This is a genomic window from Aurantibacter sp. UH7 (genome assembly GCF_056839165.1).
Map to the genome: position 1 here is coordinate 2298509 of NZ_CM166388.1, position 24087 is coordinate 2322595.

At 35.9% G+C, this 24087-nt stretch carries 14 protein-coding genes and 1 tRNA gene; 3 read left to right on the plus strand and 12 right to left on the minus strand.

Annotation, left to right across the window (positions count from 1 at the left end):
* Positions 1–35: 35 nt before the first annotated feature.
* The 10 genes from UH7x_RS09760 to UH7x_RS09805 all read right to left on the minus strand — a co-directional run bounded on the left by UH7x_RS09760 (position 36) and on the right by UH7x_RS09805 (position 17503).
* Positions 36–1685, minus strand: a complete 1650-nt coding sequence (locus UH7x_RS09760) for a RagB/SusD family nutrient uptake outer membrane protein (protein WP_482363539.1) — start codon at positions 1683–1685, stop codon at positions 36–38.
* A 16-nt stretch (positions 1686–1701) separates the two neighbouring features.
* Positions 1702–4746, minus strand: coding sequence for a SusC/RagA family TonB-linked outer membrane protein (locus tag UH7x_RS09765; RefSeq protein ID WP_482363540.1), 3045 nt, complete (start codon positions 4744–4746; stop codon positions 1702–1704).
* Between the two features lie 226 nt (positions 4747–4972).
* Positions 4973–6436: a sulfatase family protein gene (locus UH7x_RS09770; protein WP_482363541.1), complete on the minus strand. Its 1464-nt coding sequence runs from the start codon at positions 6434–6436 to the stop codon at positions 4973–4975.
* A gap of 20 nt (positions 6437–6456) precedes the next feature.
* Complete coding sequence (locus tag UH7x_RS09775; protein WP_482363542.1) at positions 6457–8868, minus strand: sulfatase-like hydrolase/transferase; 2412 nt, start codon at positions 8866–8868, stop codon at positions 6457–6459.
* 418 nt (positions 8869–9286) lie between these two features.
* Positions 9287–10360 carry a mechanosensitive ion channel family protein gene (locus UH7x_RS09780; RefSeq protein WP_482363543.1) on the minus strand — a complete coding sequence of 358 codons (1074 nt, stop codon included), beginning with the start codon at positions 10358–10360 and terminating at the stop codon, positions 9287–9289.
* A 25-nt stretch (positions 10361–10385) separates the two neighbouring features.
* Positions 10386–11600: a Pycsar system effector family protein gene (locus tag UH7x_RS09785; RefSeq protein ID WP_482363544.1), complete on the minus strand. Its 1215-nt coding sequence runs from the start codon at positions 11598–11600 to the stop codon at positions 10386–10388.
* A gap of 38 nt (positions 11601–11638) precedes the next feature.
* Positions 11639–15352, minus strand: coding sequence for a ShlB/FhaC/HecB family hemolysin secretion/activation protein (locus tag UH7x_RS09790; protein WP_482363545.1), 3714 nt, complete (start codon positions 15350–15352; stop codon positions 11639–11641).
* An 86-nt stretch (positions 15353–15438) separates the two neighbouring features.
* Positions 15439–16122, minus strand: coding sequence for a head GIN domain-containing protein (locus UH7x_RS09795; RefSeq protein WP_482363546.1), 684 nt, complete (start codon positions 16120–16122; stop codon positions 15439–15441).
* 518 nt (positions 16123–16640) lie between these two features.
* Positions 16641–16714: transfer RNA gene (locus tag UH7x_RS09800), tRNA-Asp, on the minus strand.
* 141 nt (positions 16715–16855) lie between these two features.
* A complete protein-coding gene (locus UH7x_RS09805; protein ID WP_482363547.1) occupies positions 16856–17503 on the minus strand; it encodes a 3-keto-disaccharide hydrolase in 648 nt (215 codons plus the stop codon).
* A gap of 248 nt (positions 17504–17751) precedes the next feature.
* Between UH7x_RS09805 and UH7x_RS09810 the strand changes: the two genes are divergently transcribed.
* Positions 17752–18930, plus strand: a complete 1179-nt coding sequence (locus UH7x_RS09810) for an aldose epimerase family protein (RefSeq protein WP_482363548.1) — start codon at positions 17752–17754, stop codon at positions 18928–18930.
* Here UH7x_RS09810 and UH7x_RS09815 read toward each other — a convergent pair whose 3' ends face one another.
* Together UH7x_RS09815 and UH7x_RS09820 are read right to left on the minus strand one after the other, a co-directional pair.
* Positions 18931–20004, minus strand: a complete 1074-nt coding sequence (locus UH7x_RS09815; protein ID WP_482363549.1) for a phosphotransferase enzyme family protein — start codon at positions 20002–20004, stop codon at positions 18931–18933.
* A 2-nt stretch (positions 20005–20006) separates the two neighbouring features.
* Entirely contained in the window at positions 20007–20891 is an 885-nt protein-coding gene (locus UH7x_RS09820) for a nucleotidyltransferase family protein (protein WP_482363550.1), read from the minus strand.
* A gap of 143 nt (positions 20892–21034) precedes the next feature.
* On the opposite strand from UH7x_RS09820, the gene UH7x_RS09825 reads away from it, so the two are divergent.
* Together UH7x_RS09825 and hemN are read left to right on the plus strand one after the other, a co-directional pair.
* On the plus strand, positions 21035–22633 hold the full coding sequence (locus tag UH7x_RS09825; protein ID WP_482363551.1) for a sulfatase family protein: 1599 nt from the start codon (positions 21035–21037) through the stop codon (positions 22631–22633).
* 79 nt (positions 22634–22712) lie between these two features.
* Positions 22713–24074 carry an oxygen-independent coproporphyrinogen III oxidase gene (gene hemN / locus UH7x_RS09830; protein WP_482363552.1) on the plus strand — a complete coding sequence of 454 codons (1362 nt, stop codon included), beginning with the start codon at positions 22713–22715 and terminating at the stop codon, positions 24072–24074.
* The last annotated feature ends 13 nt before the right edge of the window (positions 24075–24087 follow it).

Genomic DNA, 24087 nt, shown 5'->3' on the forward strand with positions numbered 1-24087 from the left:
ACATACTAACTCCTCAACGTAATGGCTTTAATATTTTAATATCCTGGGTTCTGAGTAAGTGATCCATCAGATAACTCTAATTCACTTAATGGAATTGGTCTTAAAAGATGAACACCTGAGTCAAAGGCTCCATGGTTTATAACATGAGGATTGTATAAGTTAATGCGCTCTTCTAGTTTGCCTGTGCGCTTTAATACGGCCCAACGATTAGCTTCACCAGCTAGTTCTATAGCACGCTCATCCAGTATATCGTCAATAGTAATTGTTGTGTATTCATTGGCAATTCCAGTAGCGCGTTCCCTCACAATATTAAGATGCGTTAATGCTGCTGCGGTGTTCCCCGCGCCAAAGTAGGCCTCTGCTGCAAGCAAATGCGTACCTGCTACACGAAATACAAATGTATCCCTTGCACCATCGGTAGTTTCATTAAATATCTCATCATCAAATTTTTTAAAAATTGGAAAATTTGTACGTTCAGGGTTTAATGAATACAGGTAATTAACTCCTGGAATGTCATCCGGTTGTCCAAATAAGTATTGGTCTGGTTGATATACCCAATAACGATTTAATCTTTCCGCTAATTCTGTAGGGTCCAGGGCTGTTTTAGGATAATATACAACAGTATCACCTGCAACTATTGGGTCTGGAGCGGTTGGTTCATCACCATCAGCAAGAATGGCTCTATGTATTGTTGCATCTTCTCTTGAGTCATCTTCAGAAAAAAGTGAATAAAAATAGGGGGTTGGCATTGCGCTAAAATCACTAAAACCGTATGGTGTCGTTGTTCTATTGACACCAGGATAGTTGGCTACTTGATTCATAAAAAGAGAATGTTTCGTATTAACTTGGTCTGTTGAAAGACCACCAGATCCCCATTGGATCGAAAATAATATTTCATCATTAACTTGGTTATCATATCTAAAAACATCTGCAAATGTTTGGCTTCTAATATCATAAGATCCAATAGCACTTTCTGCAAGTGTAGCAGCGGTATCAAAATCAGTGGGGCTCCCAAATGTTGAGTAAGCTCGTGTTAGATAAACCTCTGCTAACACATGTTGTGCTGCTCTTTTGGAAAATCGACCTGTTTCTGGTGTATCTATCAAGTCTGGGATAGCAGATTCTAAATCACTTATAATTTGTGAATAGGTTTCTTCTTCAGAACTTCTAGCGTAGTCGGAACGAATGGATGTCGGTTCTTCTAGGTCTAATACCATTCCACCATATTGTTGAACCATATTAAAAAATGCAAGTCCGCGTAAAGCTCTTGCCTGTGCAATGCCATAGGCCTTTTCGCCAAGCTTGGATTCGTTCCAAACAATTTGATTTTCAAATCGATTAATCGCAGTATTTGCTTTTGCAACTACATCATAATTTCTAGTCCAAGCAGAACCACCTACACCAGAATCAAATCCGAAATAATCATTAGTGGTTGAAAAAGAATTAAGCTCGGATTTTGATGTAAACATATCAGTACCTAAAAACTTTAAATTATAGTCTTTATACACTGGACGCAATTTGGAATAAATTCCAACAATCAATTGATCTGCGGTATTTTCATCAATGAAGTTCTCACTAGTAATATCTGAAAAAATATCTTCCTCAATATAGCTATCGCAAGCATTAAAAGTTGTCATACCTATTAGTATGAAACCAATGTGTTTAATAATTCTAAATAGTTTCATTTTAATTTTTATTAAGTTAATAGGTTAATTTTAAACCAAATAAGATTGTTTTTACAGCATATGCCATGTTGTAAGAATTCTGAAGCCCAGTTTCTGGATCCGGTCCTAAGTAATCTGTGAAAGTAAATGGGTTTTGAACATCTAATGACATTCTTAAATTTGTTAGGCGCAATTTGTCTAATAGATTGTCGGGAAATTGATATGCCATACCAATATTGCTGATTCTTACAAAAGACATATCTTCATATGTCCATCCTGTACCACCATAATCTGGAATAGTATAAGTTCCAGTGGGATTGTTAGGGGTCCAATAATCTATATCTAAACTGTTGAAAGTAGCACGATCCCCAGCTGGAGCAAAATTCTGTAGAAATTCGGAATGACCATAAGAGCCTTGTCTTGTATTTACTTGTACATTTAATTCTAAGTTTTTATAATTGAATGTATTTGTCATACCAGCAATCCAATCAGGTGAGTTCTGACCGAGTATTACTTTGTCATCTTGATCTAATATGCCATCATTATTTTGATCTGTAAATTTGTATTGGCCAGGTCTAGAGCCATAGATAGTAGCTTCTGCCGCCTCATCTATTTGCCAAATTCCGGAAACAGCATAATTCCATATTGCATCAACTGGTTCTCCAACCTTTAGCACTCCATGATTTCCGTATGGTATTTCGGTTAAATCTCCATCAAGTTCTAAAATTTCATTATTGTTTTTTGTAAAGTTTATGTTGCTTTTCCAAGTGAAATTATCGGTTTTCACATTTACGGTGTTTAAAGTTAATTCGACACCACTGTTTCTAACGGATCCAAAATTACCTAAAGCGGAGTCATACCCCGTAATACTGGATAAAGTTCTGGCAAGAATACTGCCTTCAGTAGTTTTGTCATAATACTCAAAGCCAACACCAATTCTATTATTGAGTATAGAGAAATCTAATCCAAAATTATACTCCTTAGACACCTCCCATGTTAAGTCTGCATTTGGCAAACCACCTACAACTTTGCCAACACTTGTTGCATCGCCATAAATATAATTTGCCGGGTCTAAAAAGGCAAGAGAACTGTAGGCATCTATAGTGCTATCATTACCAGCTTCACCGTAGCTTAGTCGTAATTTTAAGTTGCTTAACCAATCAGCATTCTGTAAAAATTGTTCTTCACTAGCACGCCATGCGAAAGCAGCCGATGGAAAGAAATTCCATTTATTGCCTTCAGATAATTTAGATGAGCCATCATATCTACCAGTAAAAGTAAATAAGTATTTGTCTTTAAAAGAATAATTTAAGCGACCAGCAAAAGAGGCTAGTGATTGTTTAGAGTAAAAGCTTCCATAATCTCTAGGAACATCAGCTCCACCCTGAGTATTAAAATATAAGTAAGCATCTGTGTCAAAATTTCTTACTTGAATATTACTACCTTCTTTATTGTTGTAATAAAGTGAGGTAATTAAAGTAGTTTTTAAATTATGATTCGCATTAAGATCAAAATCAAAATCTAATATATTATCCCAAGTGTACGAAGTGTTTAAATCCGTCTGATAGTGAGATTGAATACGACTGGGGTCATTACGTGAGGACTTGGTTAAAAGGCCTCTGTATTCTCCAAAACGTTGTGAATTAATGTTAGGAGCAAATTGGGTTTTAAAGTTAATCCATTTGGCAGGTTTGTAGTTTAAAAATACATTGGCTATTACATCTAAGGATCTACTATTATTTTGCCAGGCACCATTTGCATCATAAATAGGGTGAACAAAGCGAAGATCTTGATCATCTGGAAACAAAATAGCTTCTCCATTAGCATCAAAAGGGTTTACAGTTGGCGCCAATCGTAAGGTACTTCTAAATAATTCTCTACTGCCTTCTTCTCGTTCAGAGAGTGCTAAATAAGCTTTCACGCCAACGGTCATTTGGTCTGAAATCTTTTTTGAAACCGAGGCGCTTATATTGTAGCGCTCATATTCCTCAATACCCATAACACCTTCATCATGAAGATATCCTAAAGAAGCATTATAAACTAATCCATTTTGACCTCCTGACATGCCCAGATTGTGACTGGTCTGAATTCCTGTTTTTCTATAAAGGTCCATCCAATCGGTATATCTTCCTGCGGCTACATTACTCGCTTCTTCATTCGAAATTTGAAATTCAGTTGAACGGTCAATCGCTACATTATTGTAATCTGCTACAGATCCCACGCCGGCCCAAGCTCTAGCTCGTAAAACATCGTCCACGAAATTTACATATTCAGGGCCATTATATAAATCTGGTATATTAGTGGCGGTACGTAACCCAAAAGAAGAATCATAATTAAAAACTGTTTTTCCTTCTATTCCGTTTTTAGTTGTAATAATCACAACTCCGTTTGCACCCCTTGAACCATATATAGCAGTGGCGGAAGCATCTTTAAGAATGTCCATCTGTTGAATATCTGCTGGATTTAATACGTTAATATCCTCAAAGAAAATACCATCTACTACGTATAAAGGTTTTGATAAATCATCAACAAGGTCGTTACTAATACCGTCACGCCCTGCATTGGTGTTAGTGATTACCGTATTACCTCTAATTTTAATTGAAAGCGGAGCTCCTGGTTTTGAACTGAGTGCTCGAATATCTACACCTGCCACTCTACCTTGTAGTGCTTGTCCAAGATCTGTTTTTCTTTGTTCAGTTAGGGTTTCTGTGCTTAGTGATGAAACAGCACCAGTTAGGTCGCTTTTCTTGACAGCGCCATATCCGATAACGACAACTTCTTCTAAACTAGTTGAAGATTCCCCGAGTTGAATACTATAATTTATAGATCCGTCTAAAAGAATTTCTTTGGTTTCATACCCTATATATGATATTTCTAATGCTGTGCCATCAGTTACTGAGATGGTAAAGTTTCCGTCGAAATCGGATACAACACCATTTGTCGTTCCTTTTTCAATTACACTAGCACCTGGCAAGGGAACATTAGCATCATCAAGTACAACACCTGTAATTTGTGTTTGTGCAAATGAAACTGATGTAACTCCTAAAGCTAGAAGTGCCATTAATAGTTTGAGTTTTTTCATTTTTGTTATGTTGATTAAAAGTTTCATCAAACATAATCTTACTCTTAATTGCAGGAATGGACATTTGCTTCAAAAACATGGACAATTTTATCAATATGTTAATTTTAAAGGCTTAAAAAGGTGAAGTTGATAATCTTTCAAGTAACAATAGTATTAATTTACTGCTGTTTCTATTTCATATTAAGCTGTTATTAAGAGCTGTTTTTGTATGGATATTGACGACAAATTAATAATCATCTCCTTGTGCACTAGCTGCTCTCGATTGCTCCCAAATATTCCAAACAGATATCATTTCACTTAATTTTTCTGGATTTTGAATGGCCAGATTATTTTGTTCTGCTGCGTCATTAATAATATCGTATAATTCAAATGGGCTTTTTGGGTCATCACGGTGAATCTTATATCGATCTTCAATTAAAACTGCATAATTTTCAATGCTAAATGCGAGGGGTTTAGTTCTTGTTTTCTTTGTTTGGAGTGCAAAAGGTAAAATATCTAATCCATCGTAAGGTCGGTTGTATTTTTCTATGTCAATTTCTAAGAGATTTGCAATCGTTGGAAAATAATCTGAGGTAAAACAAGGCGTATTTACTTTGGTATTTGGTTTTATAGTATTTGGCCATTCGATAATTCCTGGAACTCTAATTCCACCTTCATATAAACTTCGTTTTCTTCCTTTCAATCCATTAGTAATACCTTGAGTTCTGCCGGTTACAACTTTACCTTCAGGACCATTATCACTCGTGTAAAATAGAATAGTATTGTCTTCAATACTCAATTTTCTAAGTTCGGTTCTTAATCTTCCTATTTGTTCGTCTAAAGCAGTTAAAACACCGTAATAGTGTTGTTGATCTTCCGAAAATTCGCTGTAAATTTTTTTATGATCTTCACCAGCAATTACGGGTAGGTGAGGGGTGTGAAACCAAACTACGGAAAGAAAAGGTTTTTTTGATTTTGTGGCATCTTCAATAAACGGAATTACCCGATTCATTATTACTCTTGAATCATCACCTTCTAGATTTTCTGTTTCGATTTTATTTGGACCAGTCCAATAAAAAGTATTAAAAGGTTTGCCTTCCTTAAGTTTTCCATTCACATCACCAGATGTAGACGGTGGTGTAATCATAGGATTGTAAGTGGGTACTTTAGATTCGGTAACGAAACTTACATCAAAACCATGTTCCCAGGGTGGTGCGTAGTCGTTATCATATTTAGGGTTACCACCTCTGTTCGCATCTAAAGTATCTCGTGTTAAAGTTCCTAAATGCCATTTGCCAAAATGTCCTGTGGTATATCCTTTTTCTTTAACCATTTCCGCTAAAGTCACTTCTTCTTTTTTGATATGACCACAATTGGCATAGCAGATTCCGTATCGCATAGGGTGCCTACCAGTCATTACGCTACCGCGTGTTGGTGAGCAAACGGCAGATGCTGCATAAAAACGTTCAAACACAGCTCCGTTTGCGGCCATGGCATCTAAATTGGGGGTTTTTAAATAAGGGTGGTCATTGTAACCAATATCTCCCCACCCTTGATCATCAGCCATTAAAAGGATGATGTTCGGAGGTTCAATTGCTATCTCCTTAACCTCAGAAGTATCTTTTTGTTTTTCAACACAACTGAAAAAGGGAATAAGTAAAAGGAAGGGAATATGTGTTGAAAAAGTTTTTTTGAAGATAGAGTTCATCATAATATAAAATATTGGTTTCATTATTCAGACAATTCCATCCAAGTAAGTTGTGGCCAATTGTCTTTGATGTAGTTTTGAGGGTTTCCTGGTGTCGACCTACCATTGGTAATTAATGAAGTTAATTCTTGGGTAAGTTCCTTTACTATATCGGGATGCTCAAAATAGAGGTTATTCGTTTCTGAAGGGTCATCTTCCATATTATAGAGTTCATAAATGGCTTCTTTAGGACCTGGTTCTATAAAAGTTGGTTTTAATGACCCACCAGAACCCCGGAACATATTTAACTTCCATTTTCCATTACGAATTGCAAAGTGACCAGTAACTGAATGATGAATTAATGCACCTCTTGTAAATTTATTATGGGAGTCATTTTTTAGCAAGGGGTATAAACTAAAACTATCTTCGCCAGCATTCTCAGGAATGTCTGCATTGACAATATCTGCTATGGTTGCCAGATAGTCCGTTTGACAAACAGGGTTGTTTATTTTTTTTCCAGCTTTTATTTCGTCGGGCCAACGCATCAAAAAAGGAACTCTATGGCCACCTTCATAAATATCACGTTTGCCACCTTTAAAATTTAAGCTGCTATCGTGATTGTATTTTTCTTTTTGATAGGTGTAATTGGTTTCTGCACCATTATCGGAAGAAAATATAACTAAAGTGTTTTTTTCAATCTCATTAGCTTCAAGTGCTTCAAGTATTTGTCCGACACGAAAATCTGTTTCCTCCATAAAATCCCCATAATTTCCACAATTACTTTTTCCTTGAAAATCTGGGTGAGTAGCATGCGGTAAATGTGGACTAGTTAATGGAAGATATAAAAAGAACGGTTTGTCTTTTTTAGAATCAGTAGCAGCTTGATTAATATAACTTACTGCTTTGTCTGCAAGAGTTTGTAGAACAAGTTCATCGTTAAAAGATGGAGCGGCCTCTACCCAATCACCTTTACCTCTAGGCATATTTTCATAAGGAGGTGTCATTCGATAGCTATGAGGTCTAACTTTATCCCCGAAAGACCTCAAATTTGTATCCATTTTCTTTTTGGTGTAAAGTACGGGAGGGTCTAGAACGCGATCATTTTCAAGATAAGTTAAAACGCCGTAATTCATTGATGCAGGAATCCCAAAGAAATAATCAAATCCTTTATCTATTGGTCCATCTTTAAATGGTTTAGTCCAATCTCTATTTTTATTGAAGGATCCTTCAAATTCCATCTGTAGGTGCCATTTTCCAATCATTGCTGTATTGTAACCATTTTTTTGAAGTAAGGATGCTATTGTCATTCTATCCTTTTCAATTAAACAAGGGCCATCAGCATTTAGTACTCCCTTTTTTAGTGAAGTTCGCCAGCTATAACGTCCAGTTAATAATGAATATCGAGATGGGGTGCAAACGGCGTCGCTGCTGTGCCCGTCAGTAAATGTGACACCTTCATTAGCAATTCTGTCTATGTTGGGTGTTTTAAATTTTGAAGATTTGTTTAGTGCGCTAACATCGCCATAGCCTTGGTCATCAGTGTAGATTATGATGATATTAGGATTTTGAAAATCATCCTTTTTTAAGTAACCTAATTTGGTGAGAAATGCTGTACTCTTTTCAATAGTTTTCTCATAGTCTGTTGTGTTTTTAATTTTCGGTCGAAAAAAAGACCCGTTAAAGAAGCCATGTTTTCTGCCTTCAAAAGCAATTAATTCGCAGGCATTACCAGCTTCAAGCATAAGATTGGTAAATCGTTGTGCATTTTCAAATGGGACGGTTGTATCTCCTGTGCCATGAAATATTAGGGTAGGTACAATTCCTTTTTGTATATGATGGTTGGGCGAAATTTCTGTTTGTTTGTCTACTCCTACTTTATTTAATCCATAACCTTTACCTGTAGTATCTAAAACGGGGTTAAATAAAATCATTGCATTGGGTTTGGAACTAATGGATAAATCTTCGCCTGGTTCTTCATATCCGTCTATAGTACCCGTACATGCAGCAATATGACCTCCGGCAGATCCGCCAGAAGCAATAATTTTATTAGGGTCGATACCAAGCTCGGTTGCATGTTTTCGAACCCAGCGAATAGCAGATTTTGCATCTTTAACACTTTCAAAAGGAGAAGTGTTGTTTCTGCTTTTAACGCGATAATCAGCTGAAATTGCTACAATACCTTTATCGGCAAAATAATCGGCTTGCTCATAAAATTGCTTCGGTGTACCACCGGTCCATCCACCACCAAAGAAAAATACTATTGCAGGTTTTTTATTTGCGGAGGTATGCGCTTTTGGGTTAAAAACATGCAGTTTTAGTTTTGTAGTATCTATAGTTTTATAAACTAGTATTTTATCAGGTTGGATGTTTTGATATGCCAAATGATCTATTTCTGATTGAGGATTAGAAAGTAAATTTGTTAATAATAGAACGATGAGAATTATAAGGCGTGTCATAAAAGTTCTTTAATATAAAGTTGACGAATATTTTGTAAAAGAATAATTCACAAATTACCTAAATTATTCGAGTTGCTAAATACTAAATCGAAGCATTGTTTACTTGTAAATTTATAAGGATTTATTGTCCCAGAAATTATGTCATCTTTCAAAGAACAATCAGTGTAAATGTTATATTTTGGATAATTTGGATTTCTCTAATCACTTAGTTTTTAGTTAGAAATTTTTAAAATTTAATTGGATGTCATCATCTTCGGTTTCTGTAAAAATCATTGTTTTATATCTTTTTCAAATTTTAAGTTTATCATGTTTTGATTAACTTAAAATAATTTACGAAACAGATATGGAAACTGACTGTGATGATGCTGGAGCACCAGCAATGTTAAATGCTTTGGAAGATAATGGTGAGATATAATTACTAGCTGTGCTCTTTATTTTTTCCAAATTCGCTGTTCTTCACTAACAATCGTGTATGCGCAATGCTTTGTGGATATTCCCTTTGTAAGAAACCCAATAATTGTTCTCTAACATGTACTCTTAAATCCCAAGCGGTAGAAGAATCCTTGGCGCTCATCAAAGCCCTTAGTTCTACATGATCAGCTTTTGAATCCGTTACTTGTATATTATTTACTTCGCCATCCCATAGGTCTGTTTTTTTAAGTATACGTGTCAATTCGTTACGTAGAACATCAATAGGTACTTGATAATCCGTATACATAAATACAGTGCCAAGTAAGTCCGCTGAAGTCTTGGTCCAATTCTGAAAAGGCTGCTCTATAAAATAGGTGGTCGGAACAATCAACCGTCGTTTATCCCAGATTTTTACAACCACATAAGTAAGTGTAATTTCTTCTATTCTTCCCCACTCTCCTTCAACAATGACTACATCGTCTAATTTTATTGGTTGTGCAACAGCAATTTGAATTCCCGCAAGAAAAGTTGCAATCATTTTCTGTGCGGAAAAACCAATAATAATTCCTGCAACTCCTGCTGAGGCAAAAATACTAACACCTATTTCACGAATTTCTTCAAAACTTATTAATGCAACACCTACGGCCAAAAAAATGACTAAAAAAATGATAATTCGTTCTAAAATGTTAAACTGAGTGGTGACTTGGCGTGCCTTTAGGTTATCGGCGGCATCAATATCATATTTTCGTAAAACATGATGCTTAACAATTTTTATAAGATTTAAAATTAACCAAGTGGTGGCAAAAATGAAGATTAGTGAACTTACTTTTTTAAACCAATAAGACTCTTCGGCAAAACCCAATAATGTTCGTAATGCTGGAATACGAATTAAAAGTGATAGAAGCATTACCAAAATGGGGTCGCTAATTCGACGCACTGCATTTATAGGTATCAGATATTTCGGGTTTTTTCCAAGTCTTTTCAAGATCCACTGCAGCAGCAGATAAAACAATAAAATTGCAAGTATACTTCCCAAGACATAAAATAGAGATGCATTAGAGCTAGTGAATAATTCGTTCATAGTGTGCTTTTTACAGGTTCAACGTTTAGTGATTTTGGAGTACCACATTTTCTAATACCCGTTCAGGACCAAAATAGTGAAATCCAACTCCAAAAGCGATGACCGAAAGAATTATGCCAATCATAAATACAGTGTAGGTCCACCGTAAAATTCTATATTTCCGCTCTAAAACGACACCTAAATAATACAAGTCTTTGGTTAGCGAACTATAGATGTAGTCCTTGTCTTTTATCATAGTTGAAATGGCTTCTTCATAATTTTCCAATTTCATTTTATGGAAATTTCCGAAGAATAAAAGGTTCACTTTTTTCTGTTTAACATCTTCTTTGGTAAAGGTGCCGCTCGTTACATTTGGTCTGGTAGCACTAATGGATAGTATCATTGAAATAATACTAAAAAGAATAAAAATCAAGGTTGGGATAATCAGATAGTCATTCGAGGGGTTATCCAATTTCGGAATCAAATTCGATAATGCCAACGAGATAATAATGGCATTAACCGATAACAGAATATTCGATTTGGTATCGGCAATATCGCTGAGTTTAATATGGTTTCTAAGGGTTGTTCGGTATAAGGTTTGTACGCCCCTGTCAGGAATCTCACTTTTATATTTTGCTTTCAATTTTTCTTTTTTGATAAGCCTCCTTTCCTTTTTGCCATCCTTAGCCAATCGCCTTAAATTCTTGTCTTTTTCTTCTTGCCAATTATTTTTTGCGTAAGCAGTATAAAATTGATGTTCAATTCGAAACATTTCAATATTCATGGTACGCCATTCACTTGGCTTATATTGAGCCTTCTTTGTTTTTTGTAGTTCAACTCGTAACATTTCCGAAATTGAACGAAAGTTTTTTTTGGCTAGATGACCCGAGTCCGCATCGCGAATGATTTTTTCCAGATCGTTATTAGGGGAGTGATTTCTTTTGGTCGCTAGAATAATTGAACAAATATTTTCTATTTCAGTAGTTGAAAGTTTTTCATCTTCAAGAAATTTTCGTGCATAAACACAGCTTTTCTCTTCGTGGTTTTCTGCTCCGTGAATGTATCCAGTATCATGAAACCAAGCGGCTAATAAAATATTTTTTTGCTGCACTTCGGGAATTTCCATGGCTTCCAAAATCTCTTCGGCATTGGCGACAACCTGCTGGGTATGTCTTAGATTATGGAACATATATTCCGCAGGGAGTTTTTTGGAAAGTAAGTCGGTAACCCTTTGTTCTGCTCTCTCAAGTGTTAGTATCATATCTATAGTCTTTTATGGGTTAATAATTAAAATGGCTTCTAAAACCCAAATCCAAATCCGAATTGGAAGAGGTTGCCCTCAACAGAATTAAAATATCCTAAGTTGAATGCTAAATAATTTCCAGCGCTCGCCCATACTCCGATTCCTTGGGAAGTATGCCAGTTTTTGGAATCTTCATTCGGTTGCCATACCCGACCATAGTCAAAGCCCCCATAAGCTCCGACCGTAACAGGTGTAAGTGCAGTTACATACCGTTTAAGTCGAACCCTTAAATCGGAGGAATGGTAGAAATACGATTTACCTACAAATCGTTCATCACGAAAACCTCTTAATCCATTATTTCCACCAATGGATGGTGCATGGTAGAAAAAATAATCATTCCCGAAATTGGTTTTATATTCGGCTTTTGTACTGAGAACTAAATTTCCTGAGGGAATTAATTTATGAATAATCTCGGTTCGGAATTTAAAATATCCAAAGCTGTTATTCTTCAAAGTTGTATTGGTTTTATAGCCAGTAGTTAATCCAAAGTACAATCCCTTGGTTGGAAAATCATCGGCATTATCATTATAATAATATGCTGATGTTTCTGCGCCTACATAGTTTTGCCGTTCAAAAATTGGAGTGTCGAAATTCGATTTAGTAAAGAAACGGTCTCCCATTTCTTCCACCTGAAAAGATTCATAAAGAGCTTTGAGACGTAGCGTGTGATAAGCCACGCCTGCCTGTAATTTTAGTTGTTCTGTTCGGGCCCGATAGAAATCTTTGGAAAGAAGATCTTGCTCATTGATACTTTCATTTCCATATCCAAAAAAGTTCTGAGCATAGCGCTGCGTAGAATAATACCCGTCAACTTCAAAGTTCCATTTCGGTATAATGTTGGCGAAAATACCGCTATAATTAAGCTCCGTTGCTTGAAAATTAAAAAAATATTTAGCCGCCAACGTATGCTTCTGGCGAAATGGATTCCCATTTAGACCATTTTTTATATATGTATTTTTAACACCTATTGAAAAACCATCATCGGTCCTAAAATCAAAATTAGGAACTAAAATATTTCGATTGGGTTTAAAATAGCGCCAATGAAAGGTATTTGTAGTATAGACGTCGGTTAATTGTTTTGCTGGATTTTTACCTTCAAACTCGCTTTCTTCTTGTTTCCAGTCATAAACTTTTAAAGCCTTACGGTTTTTAATGTCAAAGTCATCCTTACCGTATCCGCCAATTAGACGAACGAATATTTTAGCATTTCCATCGCCTTCAACAATAAAATTGTCATTATCTCCTAAGCCATATATCCATAGCTCTTTGGTATGCTTAGCATCAAAAGTTCGCTCAAAGAATTTTTCGTTTTTTTCGTCTGACAATAATCTCCTTATTACGACTTTGGTTCTCCCATCTTCTTGTCGGATTATTTTAATTTCATCATCTTTTTCTGAGGCATACAGAGCAATTCGTTTATCGAGATAGGCTCCGTATTCCTTAGCATAAACATGTAAGTTTTTTAACCGTTGTTTTAGACTGTATTTTATGTAGTTGGCGGTACTGTCCTGTACTTCTTTCGGTAAACGTAAAAATGCCTTGTCAATTTGTTCTTCAGATAAATTCTCTTGAATATATATTGCTTCTTGTTCCCAGCCGTCGGCATCGTATTTAGTAAGCAAAGCCTTATCTAATCGGCTGCCATTGTAATTGAGCCATTTTGTATTTTTTATGGTCGGTCCGTAGGATTGCCATTGTCTTGTAATTGGGATAAACCATTGAATAATATCAACAGCAGTCCCATCGAATTTTGGAAAGGCATTATCCCTATCTCGAGGTACCGGCATAAATTCCTTTTCCCCATCAGTGGTTTCATATTCTGCCCAACGCCATTGGTCTTGATGGCGATCCCAATCTCCAAGTAGCATATCAAAAACGCGGGCGCGAACGTAACTCTGTTGATCTACAGAATACGATTCATCACTCTTAATTTTCTCAAGCATGTCGGTTGTACTTTCGAATTCAGTTATTTTTCCTTTTTCATCAATTGTTCTTCGATAGCCTTTAAAATTCAGTTGCTCATCCGATGGCCGTTGTTCGATAAAATAAAGTTCATCTCCGAATTCATCATTCAACCGTTTTAATTCAGATTGTTTAGGGATATAAAAAAGTTGCGTATTTGCGTGATTGACATCTATAGCCTTGGCTAAAGGATTTATAATTAGTTGCATATATGGATGCGCAGTAGTGAAAAAATCAGAAATCAATTTTTCGGGAAGTGTGCCCATATAATCGTCTTCTGTATATGCCACTCCACGAACGCTGAATTTTAAATACTTTAGGGGGTCTTTTCGCAATGAACGCATGGCGAATTCTCGCTGGTTTTGATCTTCCAATCGAATAGAATACGATTGGTGTCCCCCGCCTTTCTTCGTAAATTTTAGCCCGCTATGTAAGGTCTCCAAGTAGGCTACCGGAGCAGTGACAGCTGTATGAAAATAATCTCGATAGCGTTCTCCCCAAAGGAATTTAAAAAATTTGCTGCGTTTCATTTTTTTTTCCGATCCATAAACGGAATCTATTACTAAATTAGAAGAAACCTTCTTATAAGACTCTTTGAATGATTTTTCGGAAAATTCAGGTAATACTTGAATGGGCTCAAATATTTTATCCGCAGTGATAAAGGAAACTTGTGAAGATCCGTCTTCAAAATAATCCAATTGCGCAAAACCCTGCTCACCATAGGTGAAATGTCCTTTATATGGCAATCTCCCACCAACAGTATTAATACTACTTGTTGTTCGCTTAGTAGTTGCTTTGCTACCCAGCGAACCACTTATAATCTGATGGATATCACCACCAGAAAGATATTGCAGACTTTCCTCATGACCAGAAACAATGGTAACACGGTCAGAAGCTTTAGCTAATGAACTCACCAGAATGCGCAAATAGTTATAACGCCTAGAAAGTAGGTTTTCGGGTGAAAAAGCTCCCAAATCGTTAATCCCGTTTATGAGCGTACCTAGAACAGGAACAGGAGTCATATGGTTTCCGAAGCTCTTGTGCCCTGCATTTTCCCCATTACTAAATATTGGATGGTGCATGGCAATCAAGAGGTTTTTGCCTTGAGCATCATTAATGTAACCTTCCAACTCTTCGGTAAATCGTCTTCGTGTTACAATATCGGTACATTTTTTATTAATACCTTTTACGCGCGACCAGTTTGAAATAAACCATTGTGAATCTACGAACAATATATCGAGGGAATCGTTAATAACCTTAAATTCTAGAGGACAGCCATTTTTTGGTAGTACGTAGTCATCTTGCGTTTCTACTTCGTCTAAATATTCTTCCACCCGTTGAATGGAATCAATATGTCGACTCTTCCATTCATTGTTTCCGGGTAAAAAAGTAACTGAGCCATTAAAACCTTCAGTCAAAGCCAATTGTCTGTCGATTAACTCTTGGTTACTTTGCCAAGAATTCTTCTTACCTGAAATATTATCACCCACAAATAAAAGTGTGCTATTTGCATTGGCCTTCTCTAATCGATTTTTTAAAATATGGGTTATTTTTTTGTTTGATTTTTCATTTTCGTTACCTAAACCGCTAGCCAGAAATATAGTGTGCGATTTTTTCTTTTGAGAAGACACGATAGTTAAGTTTTCCTCATATTGTAGTTTGTGAGTAGCGCATCCTGTCAATAGCGTAGTAAAAAGTATTACTGCAATAGCAGTCCAGATATTGTTATGTGATTTGTGTTTTATCAAAATTTAATTTGGATTAATTATTGGAACAAAAAAAGGGATAGAGTATGACCCCATCCCCTTTTCAATATTGTTTGGTTTCTCGCTTATTATCTCATAATAATCGAACCACCTAGCGTTTTATCTTCTTTTACTGTTCCAGGGTTTCCATAGATTTCAATGGTTCCACCTGCGGTAACATTGGCAGCTACAAATTCTTCAGTTGTAACGGTTGCATTACCACCTGCGAAAATTGTGATATCAGTTTGATTCGATTGTAAATCTTTTGCGTTGTATTGACCGCCACTACGAATGTTCACGTCTTGATTTTCTGCGTTTCCTGATAATTTTATAATTCCACCGGAAACTGCTTTACTATCCAAATTTCGGGTGTTCACTTCTGTTTGTATTTCGCCACGCTCTTGAGTGCGTAGTGTCAAATACTTAGCCACAAGTTTATCGGAAGAAGTAATCTTTGCACCTTCATTGGCATCTACCAATTGTAAGTCTTCGGTGTGATAAAGAGTAACAGTGGTTTCGTTTCCATCCATAAAATTATCTAGTTCCATACGAATTTTCAATCGGCCATCATTATTTACAATTTTGACCTCATCGGTATCGTCTCCAGATATACTTGCCCAGTTTTTATCACTTTTTACCAAATTGACATTTATTTGGTCAAAAGCTTTCAACTCGTCAAAATTGTCAAGATTCATAGTGATGTCTTTTTCCTGTGCCATCAAAGGCGTAGTCATTAAAATTGTGGCCATCAGCGCCATTCCTATTTGTTTCATATAATTGTATTTTTTATGATTCCCACTATTAATTATTTACGAACTTCTACTCATGGGGAATCTGATTCTATTTATATTCTGAAACAAAAATACTTGACAAGTGAGGGGCTGATTATCGTAATACGTTTTTTTACTGACGCAAATGAATTATGAATTCTATAAACTTAGAGGACTGCTTATGGTCAATTAAGAGCTTTCTGCTTTCTGGACGGCCCCGACGCTTCGGGGGAACCCGCACCAATTTTATTTAAATATTCAGGCAATAGTATAAACGAAAAAAGCCCCCAATTTCTTGAGAGCCTTCTGCGGTCTGGACGGCCCCGACGCTTCGGGGGAACCCGCACCAATTTTATTTAAATATTCAGGCAATAGTATAAACGAAAAAAGCCCCCAATTTCTTGAGAGCTTTCTGCGGTCTGGACGGCCCCGACGCTTCGGGGGAACCCGCACCAATTTTATTTAAATTTTCAAGAAATAGTATAAACGAAAAAAGCCCCCAATTTCTTGAGAGCTTTCTGCGGTCTGGACGGGACTCGAACCCGCGACCCCCTGCGTGACAGGCAGGTATTCTAACCAACTGAACTACCAGACCAATGATTTTATCTGCCTAAGGCTGACTTTGACAACAGTCAAATTCAAATCTTGTTCAAATGCTTTTTGCAAAGCGTGTGCAAATATACGGTGCTTATTCAATTGCGCAAACAATTTTCTTTAAAATAAGCTAAAATATTTTTTATTTGTCTTTTAGGGGTTTCACCATAATGTCTTTATAGAAGATTATACTATTGGGGTCGTGGCCCTGTAGCGCAAATGTCCCACTGCTTAGTACTCTATAAATGCGTTCACCTTCGCGTAATGGTTCTTCTGGTTCGGTGTAGTCTACCACTACAATATCATTAATTTTTATAATGATTCTTTTTCCTTCTACTTTAATATACTCAGTATACCATTCATTGTCGTTTACATAATTCTCTTTTACGTCAACAATCTGGTATAAACTGCCTGATCTTCGCCAATCACTTTGTGTGTTGTTTACCTGTACTTCATAGCCATGTATAGGCCAACTTGATTCTTCGTATTGCGTATGAATATATATTCCAGAATTAGAACCTGGCTTGGTCATTACGGAAGCTTTAAATTCAAAGTCTTTAAATTCGTGATTTTCAATTGCACCAACATAATATAAATGTGCTTTAGGTCCGGCTACTTTAATAGTTCCGTCGGCAATAGAAAAAGTTTCTGCATTTTCGCCAACTTTCCAACCATCGAAATCTTTACCATTAAATAAAGAAATCCAACCGTCATTCTCTTGAGCAAAACTAGTGTTTAGAAATAAACAACAAATCGTTAATGAAAATAGTATTTTAAAGTTTTGTGACATTTTAAAAGCTTTTTAGAATTGTAACAAATTATAAAAATTCCGATCATCAAACAATTATGTTGAATTTTTAATTTGTTAGGATTTAGTATTTAAATTGTTCTTATTTTTAATGAATCCCCTGTATCATGAAAGAATTTCAAATGAGTTGAGTTATCACATGTTTAACTTATTTCTTTTGAGGTAGTCCATTTTGGTTAAAGTCCTTAAATTAATTTATGTATTCCGTAAATATTATTCAATTCAGTAAAATGAAAAAAATCGTTTCTTTACTTTTAATAATGGTATTATTCTCTTCTTGTAAGGAGGATAAAAAAACAACACATATGCAAGATAGTACGCAACCTATACCGACTAAAACTTTACATAGCTTAAATCCTTCTGATTTTGAAAAGGAAATAGATGGCAAGATGACTAAGTTCTTCACTTTAAAGAATGCTAATGGGGTTGAAGTTACTTTTACTAACTATGGGCAACGTCTTATTACGCTTTATGTGCCTGATAAAAATGGGGATTTTGTTGATGTTGTTTTAGGGCCAGATAAATTAGAAGGTTTTATGGAGCCTGGTGGAGCGTTTTTCGGCGCTACAATTGGGCGTTATGGTAATAGAATAGCTAAAGGTCAATTCGAATTAAAAGGCGAAAAATATGCTTTGGTTGGGAATAATAATGGCAATCATTTGCATGGGGGTACAAAGGGGTATAATGCTGTTGTTTGGGATGTGGATGAGCATTCAGATAATTCTATTGTATTTTCAAGAACATCTCCAGATATGGAAGAAGGTTACCCTGGTAATTTAAAGGTAATTGTAAGTTATGAGTTAACGGATGACAATGAACTTAAAATAGATTATAAGGCAACTACTGATAAGGCTACAATTGTAAACCTAACCCATCATTCATTTTTTAATTTGGCTGGTGAGGCTTCAGGTGATGTTAATAAGCATATTATGATGATTAATGCAGATGCTTTTACTCCAGTAGATGAAGGTTTAATACCTACCGGAGAAATTAGAAATGTGCAGAATACAGCGTTTGATTTTAGAACCCCAAAGCCTATTGGACAAGATATTAATTCTGATACTGAGCAATTAAATTATGGTAAGGGGTATGATCATAATTATGTTTTAAATAAGGAGCCTTTAGATAGTGAAGGCAATGTTTTGGCAGCCAAAGTTTTAGAGCCAGAAAGTGGAATAACTTTAGAAGTTTATACCAATGAACCTGGAGTTCAATTTTACTCTGGCAACTTTTTAAACGGCACTTTTATTGGGAAGTCTAAAAAGGCTTATGAGGCTAGAGGAAGCTTTTGTTTGGAAACGCAACACTTTCCAGATTCGCCAAATAATTCAGATTTTCCAAGTACAGTATTGGAGCCCGGTCAAAAATATCATTCTACCTGTATATATAAATTTGGAGTTGCTAAATAATTAAGCACCAAGTTTTTCGGTAGTAACCTCTTTCATGAATTCAAGATTTGATAACGCTTTTTTAGTGAAATCAAAAAGACTTTTACCGCGGTCTAGATTTTGATTTTCATAGGCTACCTTATAGTAAACATTGTTGTTTAGGTAGTCCGTTAGTGCTCTCAGTCCATGTAAAAAAGGAAGTAAAATTGCTCCATAGGGTAGTGCTTCTATTTCAGCGGTAGATAAAAAACTACCATTGGAAGCAATACCACTAACAAAGGCTTCAAACAAAGGTTTTTTAAACGTAATTTTCTCATGTTGCTGTTCGTCTTCCGGAGCTGTGTTGACAATGGTACGTACAGCATCGCCAAAATCGAAATGAAAATGCCCCTTCATAATCGTGTCCAAATCTATCAAACAAAGTGCTTTGCTAGCTTCTTTAGAAAAAAGTATGTTGTTGAGTTTGGTATCGTTATGACATATCCGTATCGGCAAATCAGATTGATTCATTGTAGTAAGCATTGCCAATGTTTCTGTAGCAAAACTAATGTCTTTCGCTGCAATCTCCTTTTTGTTAGCATCCGCATGCTGCAAAGCTTCTTCAAATTCACCTTTACGTAAATCTAAATCGTGAAATCTCGGTATTGTATCAACGTAGTCATCAACTTTTACATTATTCAGCAGTAGATGAAATTTACCAATAATTCTTCCAGCTTCGAAAGCAATTTCAGGGTCTTCAGTAGTATTATGAGCAGTACTTTGGTCTATGTAGGTCATTAACCTCCAATAGGCTTTATCGCCTTCGCTGGTTTCAAAAAAGCTCTTGCCACCATGTGTTTTTACCAAAGTAATTTTGTGGTAATCATCATCTTCAAGATTTTCTAAGGCTTTGTGAACATTGTTCATGAGTCCATAGATATTTTTAAAGACCAGATGATTTACCCTTTGAAGTATGTATAGTGGGGTGTCGTTCTCTAAAACCAAAAAAGTATCGTTAATATACCCATCAGTTAATGGTTGAAAAATATATTCTTTTTCAGCAATAGTAAAGTTAGCCAAAAGGCTGGTCAATATGTCGTCTGTAAATTTGCTCATTTTTACGGCCAAAGAGGAGCAATATATTTGCCAGCATCAGTTTTGCTTTGAAGGCTTTTAACTGCTACTTCTCGGTCAGAAGCGTATGTTACACCAAACCATTCTCCACCAGAAGGAACAACTTTCACTTCTATTTCACCTGCCTGTAGCATTTCTTGAATCGTTTTCGGAATATAAAGTTCACTAGTTTTAGCGAGTTTGTCATCGTCAAGAAAAGTTCTAAAATCACTTTCTATTTTTTCAAATATCGATGGTTTACAAACCCAAAAATTCATACTTACATGCTCTTCTCCGGTATACGTATTTCCAGAATCCTCATCATAAACTGCACCATCTTTGGGTATTAACTTTAGGCGTTCGTCTACAGAAATTAAATTATCACCTTCAACTTTGCAAACTCCTCTAGAAACAGAACCATGTTCTGAAAGAGTATCCTTTAAGGTGTAACCAACAAGTGCATAGGCATTATCTTCATAATGTTCTCTCATGAAATTAGCTGCATTTTCATATGCAGGTTGTCCGTAAAAGTCATCAGCGTTTAGTACTACGAAAGGTCCGTCAATGACATTTCTAGCCGTCCAAACAGCATGAGCAGTACCCCATGGCTTAGGTCTTTCACCATCAAAAACACATCCGTGTGGTAAATCTGTTACTTCTTGGGCAAGTACATTAAGTTCAATGTTGTCTGGTAATCGAGAACTTAAATGCTCTTCTACAAATGCAACATGGTCTTTTTTTGTAATTACAACAATTTGTTCGAAACCATTTTTAATTGCATCATAAATACCGAATTCCATTAAGAATTCACCATTAGGACCAAGATCATCGAATTGTTTTAGTTTTCCATATCGGCTACCGCTACCTGCGGCCATTAAAAGTAAAGTCATCTGTGGTTTTTTATGAAATGTAAAAATAAGATATTGAAGACAATTTGAAAGGCTTAATTATTAGTTTCATTTTAAAATTTCTAATTTTTCTTGACAATTGTCCTATTTTTTTGAATAAATTAGGAAGGCAATGAATATATGATATGAATAACAGATTTTTTCTTTGGATAGTATTATTATCGAGTAGTATTTCAATGGCTCAAGAAAAGCCTAATATTTTGATGATTATTTTTGACGATGCTGGTTTAGATATGAGTATATATGGTAGTACTTATGTTAAAACTCCAGGTTTTGATGCTATAGCAAGCCAAGGAGTTTTGTTCAACAGAGCTTATACGCCAAATGCAAAATGTGCACCTTCTAGAGCAGCTTTAATAACTGGTAGAAATTCATGGCAGTTAGATGCTGCATCAAATCATGTGATCTACTTCCCTCCAAAATTTAAAACCTATCAAGAAGTGCTGTTGGAGAATGGTTATACAACAGGACATACGCAGAAAGGCTATGGGCCAGCAATTACATTGCGAGAAGATGGCACACAGCGTCAGGTAGTTGGGCCAGCATATAATGAAAAGACGTTAAAACCAGCAACAAAATATATTTCTCCAAATGATTATAGTGCTAATTTTAAGGATTTTTTGGAGAAAGCTCCTAAAGGAAAACCTTGGAGTTTTTGGGTGGGTAGTATAGAACCCCACCGAGCATATGAATATGGTTCAGGTAAAAAATTGGGAGGAAAAACGGAAGATATGATTACCAACTTTCCTCCATATTGGCCAGATAATGAGGTTACTCGTAACGATTTGCTTGATTATGCTTATGAAATTGAAGATTTTGACAAGCATATTCAAAAAATAATGAAGACTTTGGCTGATAAGGGTCTGTTAGAGAACACACTAATTATTGCTACTTCAGATCATGGTATGCCTTTTCCAAGAGTTAAAGGCGATCAATACGAAAATTCCAATCATGTGCCAATGGCCATGTTATGGAAGGATAAGATGAAAACCAAAGGCAGGGCGGTAGACGATTATGTTAGTTTTGTAGATTTAGCCCCTACTTTTTTAGATGCTGCTGGTGTCAATTGGCAATCTTCCGGAATGCATCCTACTGCAGGAAAAAGTCTAATGAGTATTATTACTTCAGAGAAATCTGGTCAAATAGAACCAGCGCGCGATTTTGTGTTAGTAGGTAAAGAACGGCACGATACTGGGAGACCAAATGATGAGGGTTACCCCATCCGAGGTATTCATAAAAACAACATGCTTTATGTAAAAAACTATGAAATAGACAGATGGCCAAAAGGAAACCCTGAGACCGGATATTTGAATACAGATGGAAGTCCTGTTAAAACAGAAATTCTGAATTTACGTAGAGCTGGTGAAAAAGAGTTTTGGAAAATGAATTTTGGTAAAAGAATGGCAGAAGAATTATATGATATTTCGAATGACCCTTTTTGTATTAATAATTTAGCTAATGATTCTAATTATACTGAATTAAAGCAATCGTTAGAAACTGAAATGGAAGCAAAACTTTTGGCACAAGGTGATTTACGAATGACGGGTTATGGTCACTTGTATGAAAGTGCACCATTTATTAAAGGAAGAGGTAGGGGTTTTTATGATGATTTCATTAGTGGAAATAAACAAAAGGCCGATTGGGTAAATGATAGCGATTTTGAAACTAGTATTATTGATGGCGATGGTAATGAATTGAAACCTTCTAACCTGCCGAAAGACTAGTGTGTAATTCGTAACTGATTTTTATCATATTTTGTGCTCTGTGATGCACTTAAATTTGCAATCAATTTAATTGCATGCTATGTGTACCTTAGTTCAGAAGTATAATATCCCAGGTCCTCGTTATACTAGTTATCCGACCGTCCCATATTGGAATAAGGAGACTTTCTCTGGAAATAAATGGAAAACTACTTTAAAGCATAGTTTTATTGAGAGTAATGCAACAGAGGGTATAAGTCTTTATATTCATCTCCCATTTTGTGAAAGTATGTGTACTTTTTGCGGATGCCATAAGCGTATAACAAAAAGGCATGATGTTGAGCAGCCTTATATTAATACGGTATTAAAAGAGTGGGCCCTTTATTGCGAGCTATTTGGGCAAAAACCAATTATAAAAGAATTACACTTAGGTGGTGGTACACCAACATTTTTTTCCGCTGAAAATCTAAAATTTCTTATAAAAGGAATTTTTAAAACAGCTGACAAGGCTAAAGATTATGAATTTAGTTTTGAAGGGCATCCGAACAATACTACACGAGAACATTTGCAGGCTTTATACGATGTAGGTTTTAGACGTGTTAGCTACGGCGTTCAAGATTATAATCCAACAATTCAAAAAGCTATTCATAGAATTCAGTCTTTTGAAAACGTAAAACTTGTTACTGAATTGGCACGCGACATTGGCTATACATCTGTTGGGCACGATATTATCTTTGGTCTTCCACATCAGAATTTAGAACATGTTAAAACAACTATTTTAAAAACTAAAGAGTTAATGCCAGACCGTTTGGCATTTTACAGTTATGCACATGTGCCTTGGCTGAAAGGTAATGGTCAAAGGGGTTATAATGAAGCTGATTTACCAGGTGGAAATGAAAAAAGAAGACAATATGAAACTGGAAAAAAACTTTTAGCAGAGGTGGGTTATTATGAAATTGGGATGGATCATTTTGCGCTGAAAGAGGATGGACTATATTCTTCAATGCATTCAGGAGAATTACATCGTAATTTTATGGGTTACACAGCTTCTAAAACACAAGTTATGGTTGGGTTAGGAGCTTCGAGTATAAGTGATAGCTGGTACAGTTTTGCCCAAAATGTAAAGAATCTTGAAGAATATCAGCATTTGGTAGAGAATAATATTATTCCAATTTATAGAGGCCATATATTAACTGAAGAAGACCAAACAATACGCCGACATATTTTAAATCTAATGTGTCAATTCGAAACTAATTGGGCGGATTCCGGATTGCAATTATCAGCGATAGAGGCAATTAAAGAAAGGCTCGTTGAGTTTGAGGCAGATGGGTTGTTAGAATTGTCGGAGAATGGAATTAAGGTGAATGAAAAAGGGCAGCCCTTCATTCGAAATATATGTATGGCTTTTGATGTGCTTTTACATCAAAAACAACCTGAAACTAGGTTGTTTTCAATGACAGTTTAGGATTTCAAATAGC